Annotated in this window: 12 protein-coding genes; 2 read left to right on the top strand and 10 right to left on the bottom strand. The window is 75.3% G+C overall.

Features of this window, described 5'->3' with window-relative positions:
* Positions 1–9 precede the first annotated feature (9 nt).
* Genes Q6350_RS05385 through Q6350_RS05360 form a run of 6 tightly spaced genes read right to left on the bottom strand, consistent with a single transcriptional unit; the run spans position 10 to position 8,791 of the window.
* Positions 10–1,686, bottom strand: coding sequence for a PQQ-binding-like beta-propeller repeat protein (locus tag Q6350_RS05385; RefSeq protein WP_305065687.1), 1,677 nt, complete (start codon positions 1,684–1,686; stop codon positions 10–12).
* 5 nt (positions 1,687–1,691) lie between these two features.
* Complete coding sequence (locus tag Q6350_RS05380; protein WP_305065685.1) at positions 1,692–3,359, bottom strand: PQQ-binding-like beta-propeller repeat protein; 1,668 nt, start codon at positions 3,357–3,359, stop codon at positions 1,692–1,694.
* A 10-nt stretch (positions 3,360–3,369) separates the two neighbouring features.
* Positions 3,370–4,944 (bottom strand): PQQ-binding-like beta-propeller repeat protein, encoded by a 1,575-nt coding sequence (locus Q6350_RS05375; protein WP_305065683.1) that lies wholly within the window; start codon positions 4,942–4,944, stop codon positions 3,370–3,372.
* 47 nt (positions 4,945–4,991) lie between these two features.
* Positions 4,992–6,620 (bottom strand): PQQ-binding-like beta-propeller repeat protein, encoded by a 1,629-nt coding sequence (locus Q6350_RS05370; RefSeq protein WP_305065681.1) that lies wholly within the window; start codon positions 6,618–6,620, stop codon positions 4,992–4,994.
* Positions 6,621–6,665: 45 nt separating this feature from the next.
* On the bottom strand, positions 6,666–7,907 hold the full coding sequence (locus tag Q6350_RS05365; RefSeq protein WP_305065679.1) for an ABC transporter permease: 1,242 nt from the start codon (positions 7,905–7,907) through the stop codon (positions 6,666–6,668).
* Positions 7,904–8,791, bottom strand: coding sequence for an ABC transporter ATP-binding protein (locus Q6350_RS05360; protein WP_305065677.1), 888 nt, complete (start codon positions 8,789–8,791; stop codon positions 7,904–7,906). Before Q6350_RS05360 ends, Q6350_RS05365 begins: the two co-directional genes overlap by 4 nt.
* A 367-nt stretch (positions 8,792–9,158) precedes the next feature.
* Between Q6350_RS05360 and Q6350_RS05355 the strand changes: the two genes are divergently transcribed.
* Entirely contained in the window at positions 9,159–10,046 is an 888-nt protein-coding gene (locus Q6350_RS05355) for a hypothetical protein (RefSeq protein WP_305065675.1), read from the top strand.
* An 80-nt stretch (positions 10,047–10,126) separates the two neighbouring features.
* Here the strand turns inward: Q6350_RS05355 and Q6350_RS05350 are convergent, their stop codons facing one another.
* The 4 genes from Q6350_RS05350 to Q6350_RS05335 all read right to left on the bottom strand — a co-directional run bounded on the left by Q6350_RS05350 (position 10,127) and on the right by Q6350_RS05335 (position 14,369).
* Positions 10,127–10,822, bottom strand: a complete 696-nt coding sequence (locus tag Q6350_RS05350) for a response regulator transcription factor (RefSeq protein WP_305065673.1) — start codon at positions 10,820–10,822, stop codon at positions 10,127–10,129.
* Positions 10,819–12,198 carry a sensor histidine kinase gene (locus Q6350_RS05345; protein WP_305065672.1) on the bottom strand — a complete coding sequence of 460 codons (1,380 nt, stop codon included), beginning with the start codon at positions 12,196–12,198 and terminating at the stop codon, positions 10,819–10,821. The genes Q6350_RS05350 and Q6350_RS05345 overlap by 4 nt, the downstream gene beginning before the upstream one ends.
* Positions 12,199–12,288: 90 nt before the next feature.
* Positions 12,289–13,053 carry a potassium channel family protein gene (locus tag Q6350_RS05340; RefSeq protein ID WP_304604719.1) on the bottom strand — a complete coding sequence of 255 codons (765 nt, stop codon included), beginning with the start codon at positions 13,051–13,053 and terminating at the stop codon, positions 12,289–12,291.
* Positions 13,050–14,369: a YibE/F family protein gene (locus Q6350_RS05335; RefSeq protein WP_304604720.1), complete on the bottom strand. Its 1,320-nt coding sequence runs from the start codon at positions 14,367–14,369 to the stop codon at positions 13,050–13,052. The genes Q6350_RS05340 and Q6350_RS05335 overlap by 4 nt, the downstream gene beginning before the upstream one ends.
* Before the next feature lie 60 nt (positions 14,370–14,429).
* Between Q6350_RS05335 and Q6350_RS05330 the strand changes: the two genes are divergently transcribed.
* Positions 14,430–15,443 (top strand): DMT family transporter, encoded by a 1,014-nt coding sequence (locus Q6350_RS05330; RefSeq protein WP_304604721.1) that lies wholly within the window; start codon positions 14,430–14,432, stop codon positions 15,441–15,443.
* Positions 15,444–15,620: the final 177 nt, after the last annotated feature.

Below are 15,620 nucleotides of genomic sequence, written 5' to 3'. Positions count from 1 at the left end.
CTCTCGACGTTACCGCTGTTCGAGCACTCTGACCGAGATGATCTCGGGCCAGGCCCGGAAGAAGGGACCGCCCTGACGGACCTCGTGCAGCAGCAGGTGCCCGTCCACGGCGGTGACCCACGGCAGACCGTCCAGGTCCAGGCCCGTGCGGTGCGCGTCGCCGCTGGTGAGATCGACCGTGAGGAGGCTGCCGGGCCACGTGGGACCTGCGTCGATGCCCTCCATCAGCGCGACCGTGACGCGCTCGCCGTCGGTGACGGCCGACGTCGGCCACACCCAGCGACCGTCCGGTGCGGGATGGACCATGTCGATGCGCCACCGCTCCGCGCCGTCCCCGTCGTCCAGGGCCACCAGGTCGGTGGACACGTCGGTGGACACCACGGTGACCCCCGCGGCGCGGGCGAGCACCCGGGCACGGCCCTCGAGCTCGGTCTCCCAGCGCGTCTCCCCGTCCGACGCCAGCCCGACGACGGTGCTGCCCCGGGTGGCGATCACCGCGGGGTCCACCGTCCCCACCTGCGTCGCGGGTGCCTGCACCCTGCTGTCCGGGTCGAGGGCCGGCCCCGCGCCGTCGTCGGCCACCAACCCGGCACCGGCGAGACGCCGGGACACCACGAAGCCACCCCCGGGGAACGGCTCGACGAGCTCCCCGGACGGCAGGTCGGCGAACGCGACGCCGGCCACGTCGGTGACGCCCAGCGGCGTACCGTCCGTGGCCATCCCCGTACCGCCCTGGCACATCTGGTATCCCACGACCGCCGGTGTCGCGATCGGTTCGCGGACTCCCTTCAGCTCGATCCGTGTGGTCGCCGGACGGGGTCGTCCCGCGGCGTCGGCCGTGAGCACGACGCAGTCCTGCAGGGACTGCGGCCACCGTTCCGCCGTGCTCTCGGCCCGCACGGCACCGGTGAGGGCGTCCTCCACGCGCAGCGTCGCCGGGCCCAGACCCTCGGGGTCGATCCCCGCGACCACCCGTGGCGCCGACGAGTTCTCCACCGTCCGCGGTTCCGGCAGGTCGATCTCGTGCTCGACCACGGCGAGCCCGCCGGCGGCTGCGGGCGCCACGAACACCCCGGCCTCGGGGCTCGGCTGCGGGTCGAGCGTCCGCTCCCCCACCTGTGCACCGGTGGCGTCGAGCACCGTGACCGTCCGCGCGCCCGCGGTGCCGTGCAGGCAGGTCACGAGGTCGGTCGTCAACGTCCACTCGACACCGCTGCTCAGGCGGGGGCGCGGGCCGCACTCCGGCTCCGGTCCGAGATCGGCACGCCATCGTTCGGTGCCGTCGGCGACGTCCCGGACGACGACGTCCTCACCGTCGACGAACGCGAGACCCCCGTCGGCCAGCACCGCGACCACGGCGGAGGCCTCGGTGCTCCACGCCTCGCCGAGATCACCGTGCAGGGACACCACGCCGCCGGGGGCGGCCCGCAGCCGGTCCGCCCGGACCTGCTCGGCCACCTGCAGACCGACGACGGACGCCCCCGCGACGGCCAGCAGGGCACCGCCGACCGCCACGACCGCGGCCCGGCGTCGGCGGCGCGAGGCCGCTCGCCACCACGCGGCCGCCCGGGTCCACCACTCCGGCCGGTCCGGCGGACGCGGCTCGCCGCCCGGGGGTCGCCCCGCCTCGTCCCCGTCGGCGGACACGTCGAACGCGACCACGGGGCCGTCGGGTCGTGCCGCCATGCCGCTCACACCCCCTCGGGGGCGAGGACGGTGAGACCCACCACCGCGCTGCCCGGCCCGGCGGTCATGGCCTCGCGGTCGGCGAACTCGGGGACCAGCAGGTGGCCGTCGACCGCGACGAGCTGTCCCGTCTCCCCGAGCCGCCCGTCCCCGAGCGGGACCCGCGGGGCGACCTCGCGTCCCGTGCGCAGGTCGATCGTGAACAGCGAGAACGTGGCCGGCCCCGTGGCGGGGAACTCCAGCAGCACACCGGTCATCCGCTCCCCGTCCGTGGTCGCCGACAGCACGTACCGCCGCGGGCCGGCGTCGGGTGCCAGGCTCCACCGTTCCGACCCGTCGTCCGGGTCGTAGGCGGCCAGCAGGTTCCAGCCGCCCGCCACGACGACGTCGGCGGTCCGCACCAGCACCTGCGGATCGTCCATCGCGGCCTCCCACCGCTGGGCCCCGTCGTCGGCGAGGGCGACGACCCGGTCCGTGCCGACGGCGACCTGGCCGGACCCGCTGCTGCCGTCGGTCGCCGGGACCTCCACCCGCAGGTCCGGGAGCTCCAGCACCGGGGTGCCGTCGTCGGTCTGCACGATCGTGCCGGACCCCTGCGGGACGACGAACCGGTCACCCGGGGCGGGCTGGCGGACGGGGTCGTCCGGCCAGGTGCTCCGGTCCGTGGCGTACCCCAGCGGCACCCCGTCGTACGTGGCACCCCCGTCGACGGCGCAGCCGTCGAAGGCGACCATCGACGGGGTGCCCAGCAGGACGCCGAGGTCCAGCACGGCCCGACCCCCCGGCCCGGGCACCGCGTCCCCGCTGCGCCCGTCGGCGCCGAGGTCGTAGCAGTCACTGACGACGACGTCGGACAGCGCGGCCAGGTCCAGGGTCTGGCGCCGCTCCCCGGTCAGGGCGTCCTCCAGCCGGACCTGCGTCGACCCCGGCTCGAGCCCCGGACGGAGGAGCTCGGCGAACACCTGCCTCCGCGAGGCGAACGTCACCTGGGCGGGCAGGTCGCTGTCGTGCTCCGCGACGAGCAGCCCGCCGTGCGCCGCGGGGGCGACCGCGCGCAGCGGCCCGCCGTAGCGGTCGTCGTCCAGGTCCCGCCGCCCGACGACGTCCCCGTCGGCGTCCAGTACCGTGACGGCGCGCGCGCCGTCGCTGCCGTGCACGCACGTGACGGTCCCGACCGGGATCGTCCACTCGACGCCGCTGCCGAGCCGGGGACGCGGGCCGCACTCGAGCCTGTCGTCGAGGGTGGTGCGCCAGCGCTCGGCGCCGGTGGCGACCTCGAGAGCCACCAGGTCAGCACCTCTGACCACGGCGAGACCGCCGTCGGGCAGCACCGTCGCGAGACCGTCGACGTCGGCGTGCCAGACCTCGGTCAGCGCGCCGTCCAGGGAGAGCACACCACCCGGTGCGGTGCGCAGGCGGTCGGTCTCGACGTGGTCGGCCAGGGCGCCGGCCGCCACTGCGCCCCCGGTGAGCACGAGGACGGCGACGGCCGCGATCCCGAGCGCGGTGCGGCGCTGGCGGCGACCCGCCCGGCGCCACCGTTCGACCGCCCGGACGGCGCGTCCGGTCCGACCGGGTGCCGGGCCGCCGTCCGGGTGCCCGGTGGCGTCGGGGTCCGCGGCGTCGTGGGACACGTCGAAGGTGACGACCTCGCCCCCGCGCTGACGGCCCATGCGCGCGACCCTAGCTCGCCAGGCCGACGATCGCGTCGTCGGCCGTCCGCACGACGCTGCCACCGATGGCCGCGACCCGGACCGTGCCGACCGCGTCCGTGTGCCAGCGGGTGGTGCCGTCCGCGAGGTCGAGGGCGAGCAGGCCCGCCGACCCGTCCGCGCCGACGGCGGGGAGCAGCACCAGGGTGCCGTCGGTGACGACGCCTCCCCCGCGCGGTCCGGCGCCGGTCGTGCGCAGGTCGTCCCGGGCCCAGCGCACCGCACCCGTGGCGACGTCGATCCCGACGAGGCCGGCGTCCGACCCGACCTGGGCCACGACCGTCCCCCCGGCCCGCGCCAGCACGCCGTGCACCGTGCCGACGTCGGCGGACCAGACCTCCTGGCCGGTGGAGTCGTAGGCGGTGAGACCTCCGCGGGAGCGGGCGAACCGCGGCCCCGTCCTGCTGTCGACGGCCATCGGCTCGAAGACGTAGCCGCGGACGACGACGTCGCCCCGCCCGCTCGCGTCCGTCAGCCGGGTGCCGCCGCCCTCGAACAGGTTCCAGCCCCCGTCCACCGACGGCAGGGCCAGACCGTCCACGGTCGACCCGTCCGGGAGCATCGCCGTGCTGCTGCCGCACACCGCGAGGCGGACCGTGGAGGACGTCGTCAGGACGGACGTGTGGATCGAGATGAGGTCCTGCCCCTCGGGGCCGGACGCGAGACCGCAGGCCCGCAGCTCGGCGGCGGTGCGCAGCTCCACGGGGACCCGCGCCCGCTCGGCACCGGACGCCGCGTCCTGGAGCCGCAGGACGGGGTCCTGCCAGTCCTCGGACTGCTGGATCGCGGCGAGCCGCGTCGCGGCCTCGTCGGCGTCGTCGACCGTGAGGAGGGCCGCCGACCGCGCCCCGACCGCCACGGACCCGTCCGGACCCGGTTCGACCCGCGGCGCCCCGGCGGTCCACGTCTCGAGCGTGCGGTCGTTGACCAGGCCCAGGTCGCGGCGCCCCTGCACCTGCCCGGCGGCGTCGACGACGACGGCCCGGCGTGCGGGCGCCCCCTCGAGGCAGACGAGACGGTCCACGGGTTCCACGAACTCCACGGGGAACGTCGGCCGCGGTCCGCACCGCGGCTGCTCGCCCAGGGCGTGCCGCCACACCTCGTCACCGGTCGTCGTGTCGACCGCGAGGAGCTCGGAGTCCGCGCGCGTGACGACGACCCCGTCGGGCAGCACCGCGAGGACACCGTCGTCGGTCGCGACCCGCCAGACCTCGCGCAGCGGGGTGGAGAGGTCGGCGACACCGCCCGGCATCGTCGCCATGTGCGCCGCGTGCGCGGCGTCGGCCCGGCTGTCGGTGACCGCGACCCCGGCCGCCGTCCCGAGCACGGCGAGCGCCGTGACGCCGACGGCCCCGACACGGAGCCGGGGCGACGCGGCCCGCCACCGCGCCCGGAGCGGGCCGGCCACGTGCCGCCGGAACCAGCCCGGCCCGCCCGGCGCGGCCCCCCGGGTCGACCCGTCGACACCCGGTCCGCGGCCGCCGTCGTCCTCCTCGCCCTCGTCCGGGGCGAGGTCGATCTGCACGGGATCGGGCCGTCGCGGCATACCCTGCAATCTACCGCCGCAGCAGCAGGCTCCCGCCGCTGCCCGCTCTAGCCGGCACCCGGGACCTCGGGCGCCAGGCCGACCAGTGCGGCGTCGGCGGTCTCGACCTGCACCCCGTCGACCGTCTCGACGAAGCCGCTGCCCGTCGCGTCGACGAGGACGGGTCGCCCGGCCACGACGGAGACGCTGCCGTAGCGGGCGTCCACGGTGGTGCTCCACACCGTCCGGCCGTCGTCGAGGTCGACCGCGACGAGATCGGTCAGCGGGCCGCCGGTGACGGTCAGCAGGGCGATCGAACCGTCGGTGGCGGCGCCGTGCACCCCGCCGTGGTCACCGGGCGACAGGTCGTCGCGGGTCCACCGGAGGTCACCCGTCCCGAGGTCGACGGCCGACACCGCGCCGTCGTCGAACAGCAGCACGGCGACCCCGTCGGCACGTGCCAGGTAGCTGTGGACCCGGACCTCCTCGGCGTCGGCCGTCCACAGCCGGTCGCCGTCGCCGACGCCCGCCAGACGTCCCTCCTCGACCAGGACGAGTCGCGGCCCGGTCGTGCCGTCCACGACGGCCGTCTCGAGGACGGCTCCGGGGATGGTGCGTTCGACGTCGCCCGAGGCGTCCACCACACGCGTCCCGCCCTCGACGGGCTGCAGGAACCCTCCGTCGACCGACGGATACCGCACGGGCTCGGACCGCTCGCCGTCGGGGCTCAGCGCGACGGACTCCCGACACACCGAGAGGTGGACCTCCCCGCCCCAGACCCAGAGGGTGGGCGCCACGTGGAGCGTCGAGCTGCCGTCCGGGCCGTCGCTCGTGGCACAGCCCGCCAGGTCCTCGGCGGTGCGGAGCTCGAGCGTCGCCTCGCCCCGGACCTGCCCGGTCAGGGCGTCCTCGACCCGGACCGTCGGGTCCTGCCAGTGCCCCTCGGAGCGGGCCCGCGCCAGCTCCGCGACGGGGTCGGTCGGGTCGAGCGCCAGACCGTGCGTCGCGCGTTCGAGCACGGCGATCGTCCCGTCCTGCGCCGGGAGGATCTGCGGTGCGTCCAGGTCCCAGATCTCGCGACCCCAGTTGGCGAAGCCCAGGTCGCGTTCCCCGAGCACCACGCCCGTGGCGTCCAGCACGGTCGCGGTGCGTTCGCCCGCGCCGTGCACGCACACGAGCGTCTCCGACGGCGTGACCGCGGCTCCGGTCGTTCTCGAGCCGCACTCGGCGAGCGCGCCCAGCTCGTGGCGCCACACCTCGTCGCCCGTGGCGCCGTCGACCCCGAGCACGTCGGCCCCGTCGCGGGTGGCGACGACACCGTCCGGCAGCACCGCCAGGACGCCGTCGTCGGTCTCCACCCGCCACGTCTCGTGCAGCGGCGCGGAGAGGTCCGCGACCCCGCCCGGCATCGCGGCCATGTGCTCCGCGTGCGCGGCGTCGGCCCGGGCGTCGAGCGCTGCGATCCCGGCCGCCGCCCCGACGACGGCGACGGTCGTCACGCCGACGATCCCGACCTGCAGCCGACGAGGTGTCGCCCGCCAGCGTGCGCGGACCGGACCGCCGACGTGCCGGCCGAACCAGCCGGGCACGGCGTGCTCGCTGTCCGGTCCGGCGTCGGCCGTCGCTCCGCCGTCCCCGGGACCGCCGTCGTCGTCGGCGACGAGATCGAACCGGACGCGGTCAGGCGGTGGGGACATACCCGGCAATCTATCCGTCACGATCGCCTCAAGAGAACCCCTTGACTAGTTCTGCGGGCGCAGCGCCTGCCGCCAGGACACCCGGCCACCCGTCTGCAGCAGCGACCCGCGGAACGCCCGCTCGGAGACCAGCAACGCCGCCGCGGCGAACCCGGCCAGGAGCACCAGCGAGACCACCGGTTCCCACCACGCCGCGTCCCGCGCCAGCACCCGGGCCGGCATCGCCACCACCGACGCGATCGGCACGTACGACAGCACGGTGAGGAACGCGCCCGAGGCGGAGAACGTCACGAAGTAGACGCCCATCACCAGGAAGGTCATCGGCGTGGCCGTGTACTGCAGGTCCTCGGCGCGGCTGGCCAGGGCCCCGGCGACCGCGTACAGGGCCGCCAGCGCCAGGAACCCGACCGTGAAGAACACGACGAACCAGATCAGCGACGTCGACAGCGCCGGCAGCGCCATCGAGACCGGGCTCGCCGAGACCGCGACCAGGCCGATCCCCGCGAACAGCAGGTTCTGGCCCACGGCGATGACCGAGCTGCCCAGGATCTTGCCGGCCAGCAGCTGACGCAGCGGGATCGCGGTGGCGATGATCTCCACGAGTCGGGACTGCTTCTCCTCGACCACGGAGCTGGCGATCATGTTGCCCGAGGTGATCGCCCCCGCGAAGAACAGGAACGACAGCGCGAGGGTCGCGAAGAAGAGCGCCTGCTCACCGACGGCGTCGGGTTCCAGGGCCTCGGTGGTCAGCTCGGCGCCGGCCGACAGCTCCGTCACCGAGGTGCCGGCCGCCTCGGCGTTCGCCGCCACCACCTGCTGCTCGACGGCGGCGGCCACGAACCGCTCCACGGACCCGCCCGGCTCACCCTGGCCGGCGAGCACCCAGCCGTCGTCGCCCGGATGCAGCCAGGCGTCGGCGTCACCGGCGGCGAGCGCCCTCCGTGCCGCGTCCGCGTCGGCCACCTCGAGGACGTCGATCTCGTCGTTCCCGCCCTCGTCGGCGGCCAGCTCGCCGGCGGATGTCACCGCCGCGACGGCGGCGGTGTCGTCGCTGCTCACCGCGACGGTGGTGGTGTCGACCCGGTTGGCCTGCCAGGCGAAGAACGCCGCGAGAGCGACGATGACGACGAGCGAGACGACGAGGCCGACGACGAAGGCCCGGTTCATCGCGCGGGTGACGATCTCGCGCTGCATCACCAGTCGCCAGGCGCCCCGGGTGCCCTCGTCCCGCCGTCCGGACGACGAGTCCGCGGCGAGGCGTGTCGGTTGCTGCGTGGACGTGGTCATGAGGTCACCTCGCGGTAGATCTGGGCCAGGGACGGGCGGACCGGGGAGAGCTCGCGCACGGTGCCCCGCTCGACCGCCGCGGCGAGCAGACGCCGGGCCGCCTCCTCGTCGGCGAGCTCCAGCAGCGCCGTCGCGCCGTCCACGTCGACGGCGTGCACACCCGGCACGCCCCGGACCCAGCCGGCGTCGCCGCCGAGCACCAGCCGGTGCCGCACGGTGCCCGTCTCCTGCAGCTCGGCGGGGGTCCCGTCCGCCACGACCCGGCCGCCGCGCAGGATGACGAGCCGCTCGCACAGCCGCTCGACGAGGTCGAGCTGGTGGGAGCTGAACAGCACCGGCACCCCCCGTGCGGTGTGCCCGCGCAGCAGGTCGACCATGTCGTCCACGGCGGTGGGGTCGAGCCCGGAGAACGGCTCGTCGAGGATCAGCGCCCGCGGCCGGCCCATGAGCGCCGCCGTGATCTGGACGCGCTGCTGGTTGCCGAGGCTCAGCTTCTCCACGTGGTCCTTGGCGCGGTCTGCCAGGCCGAGGCGGTCCAGGTGCTCCACGGCCTCGGCGCGCGCCGTGGCGGCCGGGATGCCGCGCAGCCGCGCGAGGTAGACGAGCTGGTCCAGCGCCGGCTGCTTCGGGTAGAGGCCGCGTTCCTCGGGCATGTAGCCGAAGGTGCGGCGGTCGGCCCGGGTGACGGGAGCGCCGTCGAACAGCACCTCCCCGGAGGTGGTGGCGAGGACCCCCATCATCATCCGCATCGTGGACGTCTTGCCGGCGCCGTTCGAACCGACGAACCCCGTGAGCATCCCGCCACGGGCGGCGAAGGAGACGCCGTCGACCGCGCGCAGGTCGCCGAAGGTTCTGGTCAGGTCCCTGACCTCGAGTGTGGACATGCGACTCACGCTACGGGCGCGGTGCCGGTCGCGGATCCGCCGTGAGGAGGACCTGCGCGCCTCCGTCGTGCGGGCGAGATCGCCGCGTCGTCGGCGACGTCGTCCGCGGTCATCGATCGGCGATGGATGCGTGACCGAGCACGTCGGGGTGGTCACATCCTGTGGACGACGTGCCCGGCGATTCCTTCCACCTGGTCTGCTGGGGCGATGCCGTCACCCCCGCTGGTCGTCCCGCAGCGTGCTCGACGGATCGCGGCCCGGCAGGAGGGACTGCTCTCGACCGACCAGTGCAGGTCGTCCGGCATCACCCGTCAGCAGGCGGCGCGCCTGGTCGGCCCAGGGGCGCTGGCGCCGCCCGGTCCGGGGCGTGTACGACACCGGAGTCCCCGGGGAGCCGGGACGGGACCGCCTCGACCGCGCGCGTCGACGGGCCGCCCTGCTCGGCCCGCTGGCGTGCCCCGGCACCGTGGCCACCGGTGTCGCCGCGCTGGTCCTGCACGGCGTCCAGGGTGCACCGGTCGTGGTCCGGTCGGAGGTCACGGTCCCGGACGGGTCCGCACGCCGCGGCCCCGGCCCCGTCCGTGTCCGTCGGCTGCGGCTCCGTCGCTGGGCGGAGGTCGACGGCATCGCCTGCGCCCTGCCGGAGGACGCCCTGGCCCACGCGGTCCCGACGCTGCCGAGGTACCGCGCCGTCGCGATGATGGACTCGGCGGGCCACCGAGGTCTCGTCTCACGCGCTCTCCTGGACCGCGCCCGGGAGAAGTCCGGCGACCTCGCCGGGTCGGCCGCGCGCCGGCCCTGGTGGGACGAGTGCGACCCGCGCGCCGAGTCGCCGGCCGAGACCTGGGCACGCCTGAGCTGCGCCGACGCCGGCGTCGCGCCGGACGCCCTGCAGCTGCGGCTGGTCGGGGAGTCCGGGCGGGTCGTGGCCCGCGTCGACCTGGCGTGGCTGCTTCCCGACGGGAGCGCGCTGCTGGTCGAGATCGACGGGCGTGATGCCCACACCGGGCCGGAGGCCCTCGTCGCCGACCGGATCCGTCAGAACCGGATCGTCGGACGGCGGTCCCTGGTCCGCCGGTACACGGGGCGTGAGGCCTGGAACGGCACCGTCGCCCGGGAAGTGGCCCGACTCCTGGCCGCGGAGGGCTGGCACCCGCACCGGGTCCCCGACGGACCATCGCTTCGTCCTGCCGAGGTGACGGGACAGCTGCCGGTCGACGACGGCCCTGGCCAGCCGTCGCCTCCGGAGCGCTGACCGGGCACGTCGTCACCCACGCACGGCCCTCGGCGACGACGCGGAAGGTCAGGCATCACCGGCTGATGGCTGACCGTCCACTACGCCGGATCCGGCCCGTCCTGCAGACCGTGCCGGTGGACGTAGACGACCGCCTGGACCCGGTCGCGCAGGTGGAGCTTGGACAGCACGTTGGACACGTGGGTCTTGACGGTCGCCTCGCCCAGGTACAGCTCGGCGGCGATCTCCGCGTTGGACAGCCCGCGCCCCACCTGCACCAGCACCTCGTGCTCCCGGGCCGTCAACCGGTCCAGACCCGGGGCCGACGGCGGCGTGACGGCGTCCCGGACGGCCGGTGCCTGCACCGGACCGGCGGTGCCCCGGGCCACCATCCGCTCCACGACCCGCCGTGTCACCTGCGGCGACAGCAGCCCGTGGCCGTCGGCGACGGTGCGCACGGCCTCCACGAGGTGGTCGGCGTCGGCGTTCTTGAGCAGGAACCCCGACGCACCGGCGGCCAGGGCGTCGAAGACGTAGGCGTCGTCGTCGAACGTCGTGAGCACCAGCACGCGGGACAGGTCCTCCGCGACGATCCGGCGGGTCGCCTCGATCCCGTCCATCACCGGCATCTGGACGTCCATGAGCACGACGTCGGGACGCAGCTCGCGGGCCGCCGCCACGGCGTCGACGCCGTCCCCCGCCTCCCCGACGACGTCCAGGTCGTCCTCGAGCGCCAGGATGAGCCGGAACCCCGACCGCACCAGCCGCTGGTCGTCCACGAGCAGCACCGAGGTCACGACGCGTCCTCCGGGAGGGGGAGCCGCACGCGCACCCGGTAGCCGCCGGTCACCCGCGGGCCGATCTCGGCCACTCCGTGGTGGGCGGCGACGCGCTCCCGGAGCCCGACGAGCCCCAGCCCCGTGCCGGACGACCCCGGCCGTGCGCGACCGTCGTCGAGCACCTCGACCTCCGCGAAGCCCGCCGAGGCACCGGGCCCGCCGCCGTCCCGGCGGTCCACCCGGACCGTGACGGACGCCCTGCGGGCCGTCGAGTGCTTGCGCACGTTGGCCAGTCCCTCCTGGACCGTCCGGTAGAGACTCAACGCCAGCGGGGCGGGGACGTCGGCCTCCGCCCCGGAGGGTTCCGCGACCAGCGCGTAGGCGACGTCCAGCCCGTCCTCGGCGGCGGCCAGCGCGGGGATGTCCGGCAGCCCCGGCCCGGGCGAGCGCCCGCCGGTGTCGTCGGCACCGGCCGCGTCGGTGCCGGTGTCCCGCAGGGTCCCCACGAGCCCCCGCATCTGGGTCACCGCCTCCCGGGAGGCGGACTCGATCACCGCCAGCGGCACCCCGGGGTCCTGCGCGGCGGTGTCGCCCTTCGCCAGCAGCCGGCGGGCCGCCGCGGCCTGGATGCCGATGACCGAGACGTGGTGGGCGACGACGTCGTGCAGCTCCCGGGCGATGCGCAGCCGGTCCGAGACGACGGCGCGCCGCTGCAGCTCGGCGGACTGCCGTTCGATCGTGGCGGTCTGCTCGCCGAGCTGGCGGCGACGCCGCGCGGCGTTCCAGGACACCTGGCCGATCGCGATCGCACCGAGGAAGTACGCGATGTTGATCAGCCACACGTTGGCGACCATGGCGACGATCGGGTCGACGGAGCCGGGCGGCTCGTCGAGGAGTCCCTGCGACTCGGCGGCCTGCTGCAGTCCCGAGCCCACGGCGATCTCCCACAGGAGCCAGGTGAACATCGCCAACAGGCAGACCCCGACGACGACCACCATCGCCTGGCGGTCCCGCGCCCAGGCGACGGCCGAGTACAGCGCGACGAAGTAGACCGCCTGGAGCACCACCGTCATCGGGATCGTCGGGACCGTGAGGCCCACCACCAGGAAGTGCGCGTAGACGACCACGAGGACCGTCAGGGGATACCGGCGGCGCACGACGAGGGGCAGCGCCCCGGCCGCCGACAGCACGGCCACGAGCCACGCGGGCGTCCCCGCCTCGATGATCCCGGCCGAGCGCGCCAGCTCGGAGCCGCCCACGGCCAGCACGACGAGGGCGAGACCGAGCCACACGTCGTGCCGGCGCGACAGGACCGGGTCGGTCGGGGTGCGTTCGAAGTCGGCGTCGAGACCGAACCACTCGGCGATCAGCTCGGTAGGGCGCAGGCGCGGCATCCGTCCAGCGTACGGAGGAGCGCCGCCCGGGCGCCTCCCCCGCGCGACGGAGGCACGCCGGGCAGCGGGGCCCCGGCCGCCGAGGCCACCTCAGCCGCGTCGGTGCTGCACGCGGTTGGCGGCGAGGCTGACGATCATGGCCACGAAGACCACCAGGTAGACCTGACCGATGACGGCCTCGCTGGTGGCCAGCAGCCGGCCCGCCGCGTTCTCCGCGGCGAGGTCCCCGTACCCGAGCGTCGTGATCGTCGTCAGCGAGAAGTACATGAACGCCGTGCTCGGCTCCTCCTGCCCGAAGAACGGCGTCGAGGAGACCGCGTCGGCGGTGATGAACGCGTAGTAGTACGCGACGGCGATCAGCACGTACGCCGAGACGGCCCCGAGCACCGTGGCCAGGGAGACGACCCGGTGGTAGAGCAGGCGACGCACGACCAGCACCGGGGCCATCGCGGCGATGATCGCCAGCAGCGGAGGCACCGACGTCAGGGTGTCGGGGGTGTTCAGCACCAGCACGATCGTCAGGGACAGCACGAACAGCAGGCCGAGCACCAGGTAGAGCCACCGCCGCGGCCGCGCACGCAGGCCGGCCGCCCGCAGGGCCAGCACGAAGGTCGCTCCCACCGTCACCGTCGTCGCGAGCCCCGCCAGGGCCGGTCCCAGCTCGCCTCCCGGGGCCGACCGGATGTCCACGAGCGACAGCAGCACGACCGTCAGGGCGCTCAGGGCGAGGAGCAGGCCGAACCGGTCGACCCAGCGGGAGTGCGGGTCGAACCGGGGGTCGTCGGGCGCCACGGGCTGCGGCCGGCGCGGGAAGAAGCCCTCGTGCGGCGCGTCGGGGTCGACGTCGCCGGTCACGGCTGCTCAGCCCCGGGATCTGGTCGGCTCGGCACGGCGCCCTCCGATGTCGGGTGCGACCCATCGTGGCCGACCTCGCCACCCGTCGCCAGGGCACGGCCGGTCGGGACCGTGACGGCGGCGATCGCCGTCGTGATCGGGATCGCCAGCACCAGGCCGATCGACCCCACCAGGGTGCGCACGACCTCCTCGGCGATCTCCCCCGAGGTCAGCGTCGTCAACGGCGTCTGGTCCAGCAGCCACACCGTCAGCAGCAGGGGCAGGGCGGCACCGACGTAGGCGAACGCGATCGTGTAGACGGTCGAGGCGATGTGGTCGCGCCCGATCCGCATCGCCCGGGCGAACAGGGCCCGTCGCGGGGCCGACGGGGCCAGCGCCCGCAGCTCCCAGACGGCCGACGCCTGCGTGATCGTCACGTCGTTGAGCACACCCATGCCCGCCAGCACGAGACCGCAGAGCGCGATGCCGCGCAGGTCCACCCCGGGGGCGATGACGGGCAGGTTCTGCGCGACCTCCTCCGAGGCCCCCGTGATCTGTGCGGCGCCGGTGGCCCACGCTCCGATCCCGGCGGTCAGGGCCAGACCTGCCAGGGTCCCGAGCAGCGCGACGGTGGTGCGCGCCGTCAGGCCGTGGGCCAGGTAGAGCACGGCCAGCATCACCGCCGACGAGGTCACCAGCGCCACGCCCAGCGCGTTCTCCCCGGAGAGCAGCGCGGGGAAGGTGAAGGTCACGAAGACGCCGAAGGCCACCGCGAGCCCCGCGAGCGCCGCCAGGCCCCGCCACCGGGCCACGAGCAGCACGACCAGCACGTACGCGGCCGCCAGGAGCGCGAACGGGACCTCCCGCTCGTAGTCCATGAAGACGTAGGGGACGGGGGTCTCGGCGAAGTCGCCGATGTACAGCGCCACGACGGCGTCGCCGGGTTCGAGCGCGAACCGTGGTTCCGCCTGCATCCCGGAGGTGGTCCCGTCGGGCAGCCGGATCGCGACGTTGCCGGTGGTCGAGTCCTCCGTGGTCGGCCAGGAGGCGTCACCGGCGGCCTCGCCCTCGAGCGGGCCGACGACGGTCGCGGACACCAGCTCGCTGCCCTCGACGACGACGGGCACCCGGTCGGGCACGTCGGCGGCCGAGGGCCACAGCTGCCACAGCCCCAGGGCGGTGGCAACGAGGGCCGGAAGGACCAGGAGCGCGAGCACGACCCGTGTCCGCAGCGGGGCGGGCGGGGCCGGGCCTCCGTGACCGTGCCCGTGCCCACCGCCGGTCACGGTGGTCAGCTCGGCGGTCCGGGCGTGCCGGGCGCCGATGTCGGTCGTCACGCCCGGCATCCTGCCACGCCGCGCTCGGGCGTTCCGCACCCCGCGCCGTACACTCCGCGGGTGACCACCCCTGCCCCGGTGCGCAACGTCGGCACCGTCGCCGGCGTCGCGGCCGCCGTGCTGGGCGGTCTGGCGGCCGCCACGCAGTCCCGGGTCAACGGGACCCTGGCCACCGAGGTCGGCAGCGGTTTCGGGGCGGCCGTCGTCTCCTTCGGCTCGGGGCTGCTCTGGCTGACGGTCGCGGTGCTGTGCTGGCCCGCGGCGCGCACCGCCCTCGGTCACGTCCGCACCGCCCTGCGCACCGGGGGGCTCCGCCCCTGGGAGGTGCTGGGCGGACTCGGCGGCGGGTTCTACGTCGCGGCCCAGGGCCTGACCGTCTCCTCCCTCGGCGTCGCGCTGTTCATGGTGGCGATCGTGGCCGGGCAGTCCGTGAGCTCGCTGGTCGTGGACCGGCTCGGGCTCGCCCCGGGCGGGGTCCGGCTGGTCACCGTGGGCCGCGCCGTCGGCCCGGCGCTGACCGTGGTCGCCGTCGCGGTCGCCGTGTCCGGGTCGGTGGACCGCGTCGAGGATGTGTGGCTGGCCGTGATCCCGCTGCTCGCCGGGATCTTCCAGGCCTGGCAGCAGGCGATGAACGGGCGGGTGCGGGGTGCGGCCGTCCCGGCGGCCGCACCGGGGGCACCGCCGTCGTCCACGTTCCCCGGGGTGGCGGCGGCGACGTTCATGAACTTCCTCGTCGGCACGACGGCGCTGGTGGTCGCCTTCGCCGTGTCGGTGCTGGTGGGCGGGTGGCCGGAGGGCGCGCTGCCGACGCGCTGGCCCCTGGACCTCGTGCTGTACTCCGGCGGGCTACTCGGCATCGTGTTCATCGCGATCCAGGCAGCCGTGGTACACCGCATCGGCGTGCTGCTGCTCGGTCTGGGGCTCATCGCCGGGCAGGTCGTCGGCGCGCTCCTGCTCGACGTCCTCGTCCCCGGGGCCGCGGCTCCCGGTGCGGCCATGTACGTCGGCGCCGCCTTGACCCTGGTGGCGGTCGCCGTCCCGCTCGTCGAGTCGCGGCTCCGGCGCCGACGCTGACCACGCACGCTGGTAGAGCTCACGGTAGGTGTTCGGCTGCTGCTTGCCGACACCGGCCGCGTCGTCGATCTCCAGGCCGTCGAAGCCCTGCGGGATGTCGTTCGAGAAGGCGTACCCGTTGTCGTAGTGCGCCGACCACGACCCGCCGAGGATCAACCGCTCGGCGGACAGCGGGCC

Source organism: Isoptericola sp. b515 (assembly GCF_030588125.1).
In the GTDB taxonomy this organism is placed as follows: domain Bacteria; phylum Actinomycetota; class Actinomycetes; order Actinomycetales; family Cellulomonadaceae; genus Isoptericola; species Isoptericola sediminis.
Note: the sequence above shows the minus strand (reverse complement) of the source record. Positions and strands in the feature narration are given on the sequence as shown.

Bases quoted from the DNA above. Each gene is read 5' to 3' on its own strand.
- Q6350_RS05385 (WP_305065687.1), bottom strand. From the start codon at position 1,686: ATGGCGGCACGACCCGACGGCCCCGTGGTCGCGTTCGACGTGTCCGCC.
- Q6350_RS05380 (WP_305065685.1), bottom strand. From the start codon at position 3,359: ATGGGCCGTCAGCGCGGGGGCGAGGTCGTCACCTTCGACGTGTCCCAC.
- Q6350_RS05375 (WP_305065683.1), bottom strand. From the start codon at position 4,944: ATGCCGCGACGGCCCGATCCCGTGCAGATCGACCTCGCCCCGGACGAG.
- Q6350_RS05370 (WP_305065681.1), bottom strand. From the start codon at position 6,620: ATGTCCCCACCGCCTGACCGCGTCCGGTTCGATCTCGTCGCCGACGAC.
- Q6350_RS05365 (WP_305065679.1), bottom strand. From the start codon at position 7,907: ATGACCACGTCCACGCAGCAACCGACACGCCTCGCCGCGGACTCGTCG.
- Q6350_RS05360 (WP_305065677.1), bottom strand. From the start codon at position 8,791: ATGTCCACACTCGAGGTCAGGGACCTGACCAGAACCTTCGGCGACCTG.
- Q6350_RS05345 (WP_305065672.1), bottom strand. From the start codon at position 12,198: ATGCCGCGCCTGCGCCCTACCGAGCTGATCGCCGAGTGGTTCGGTCTC.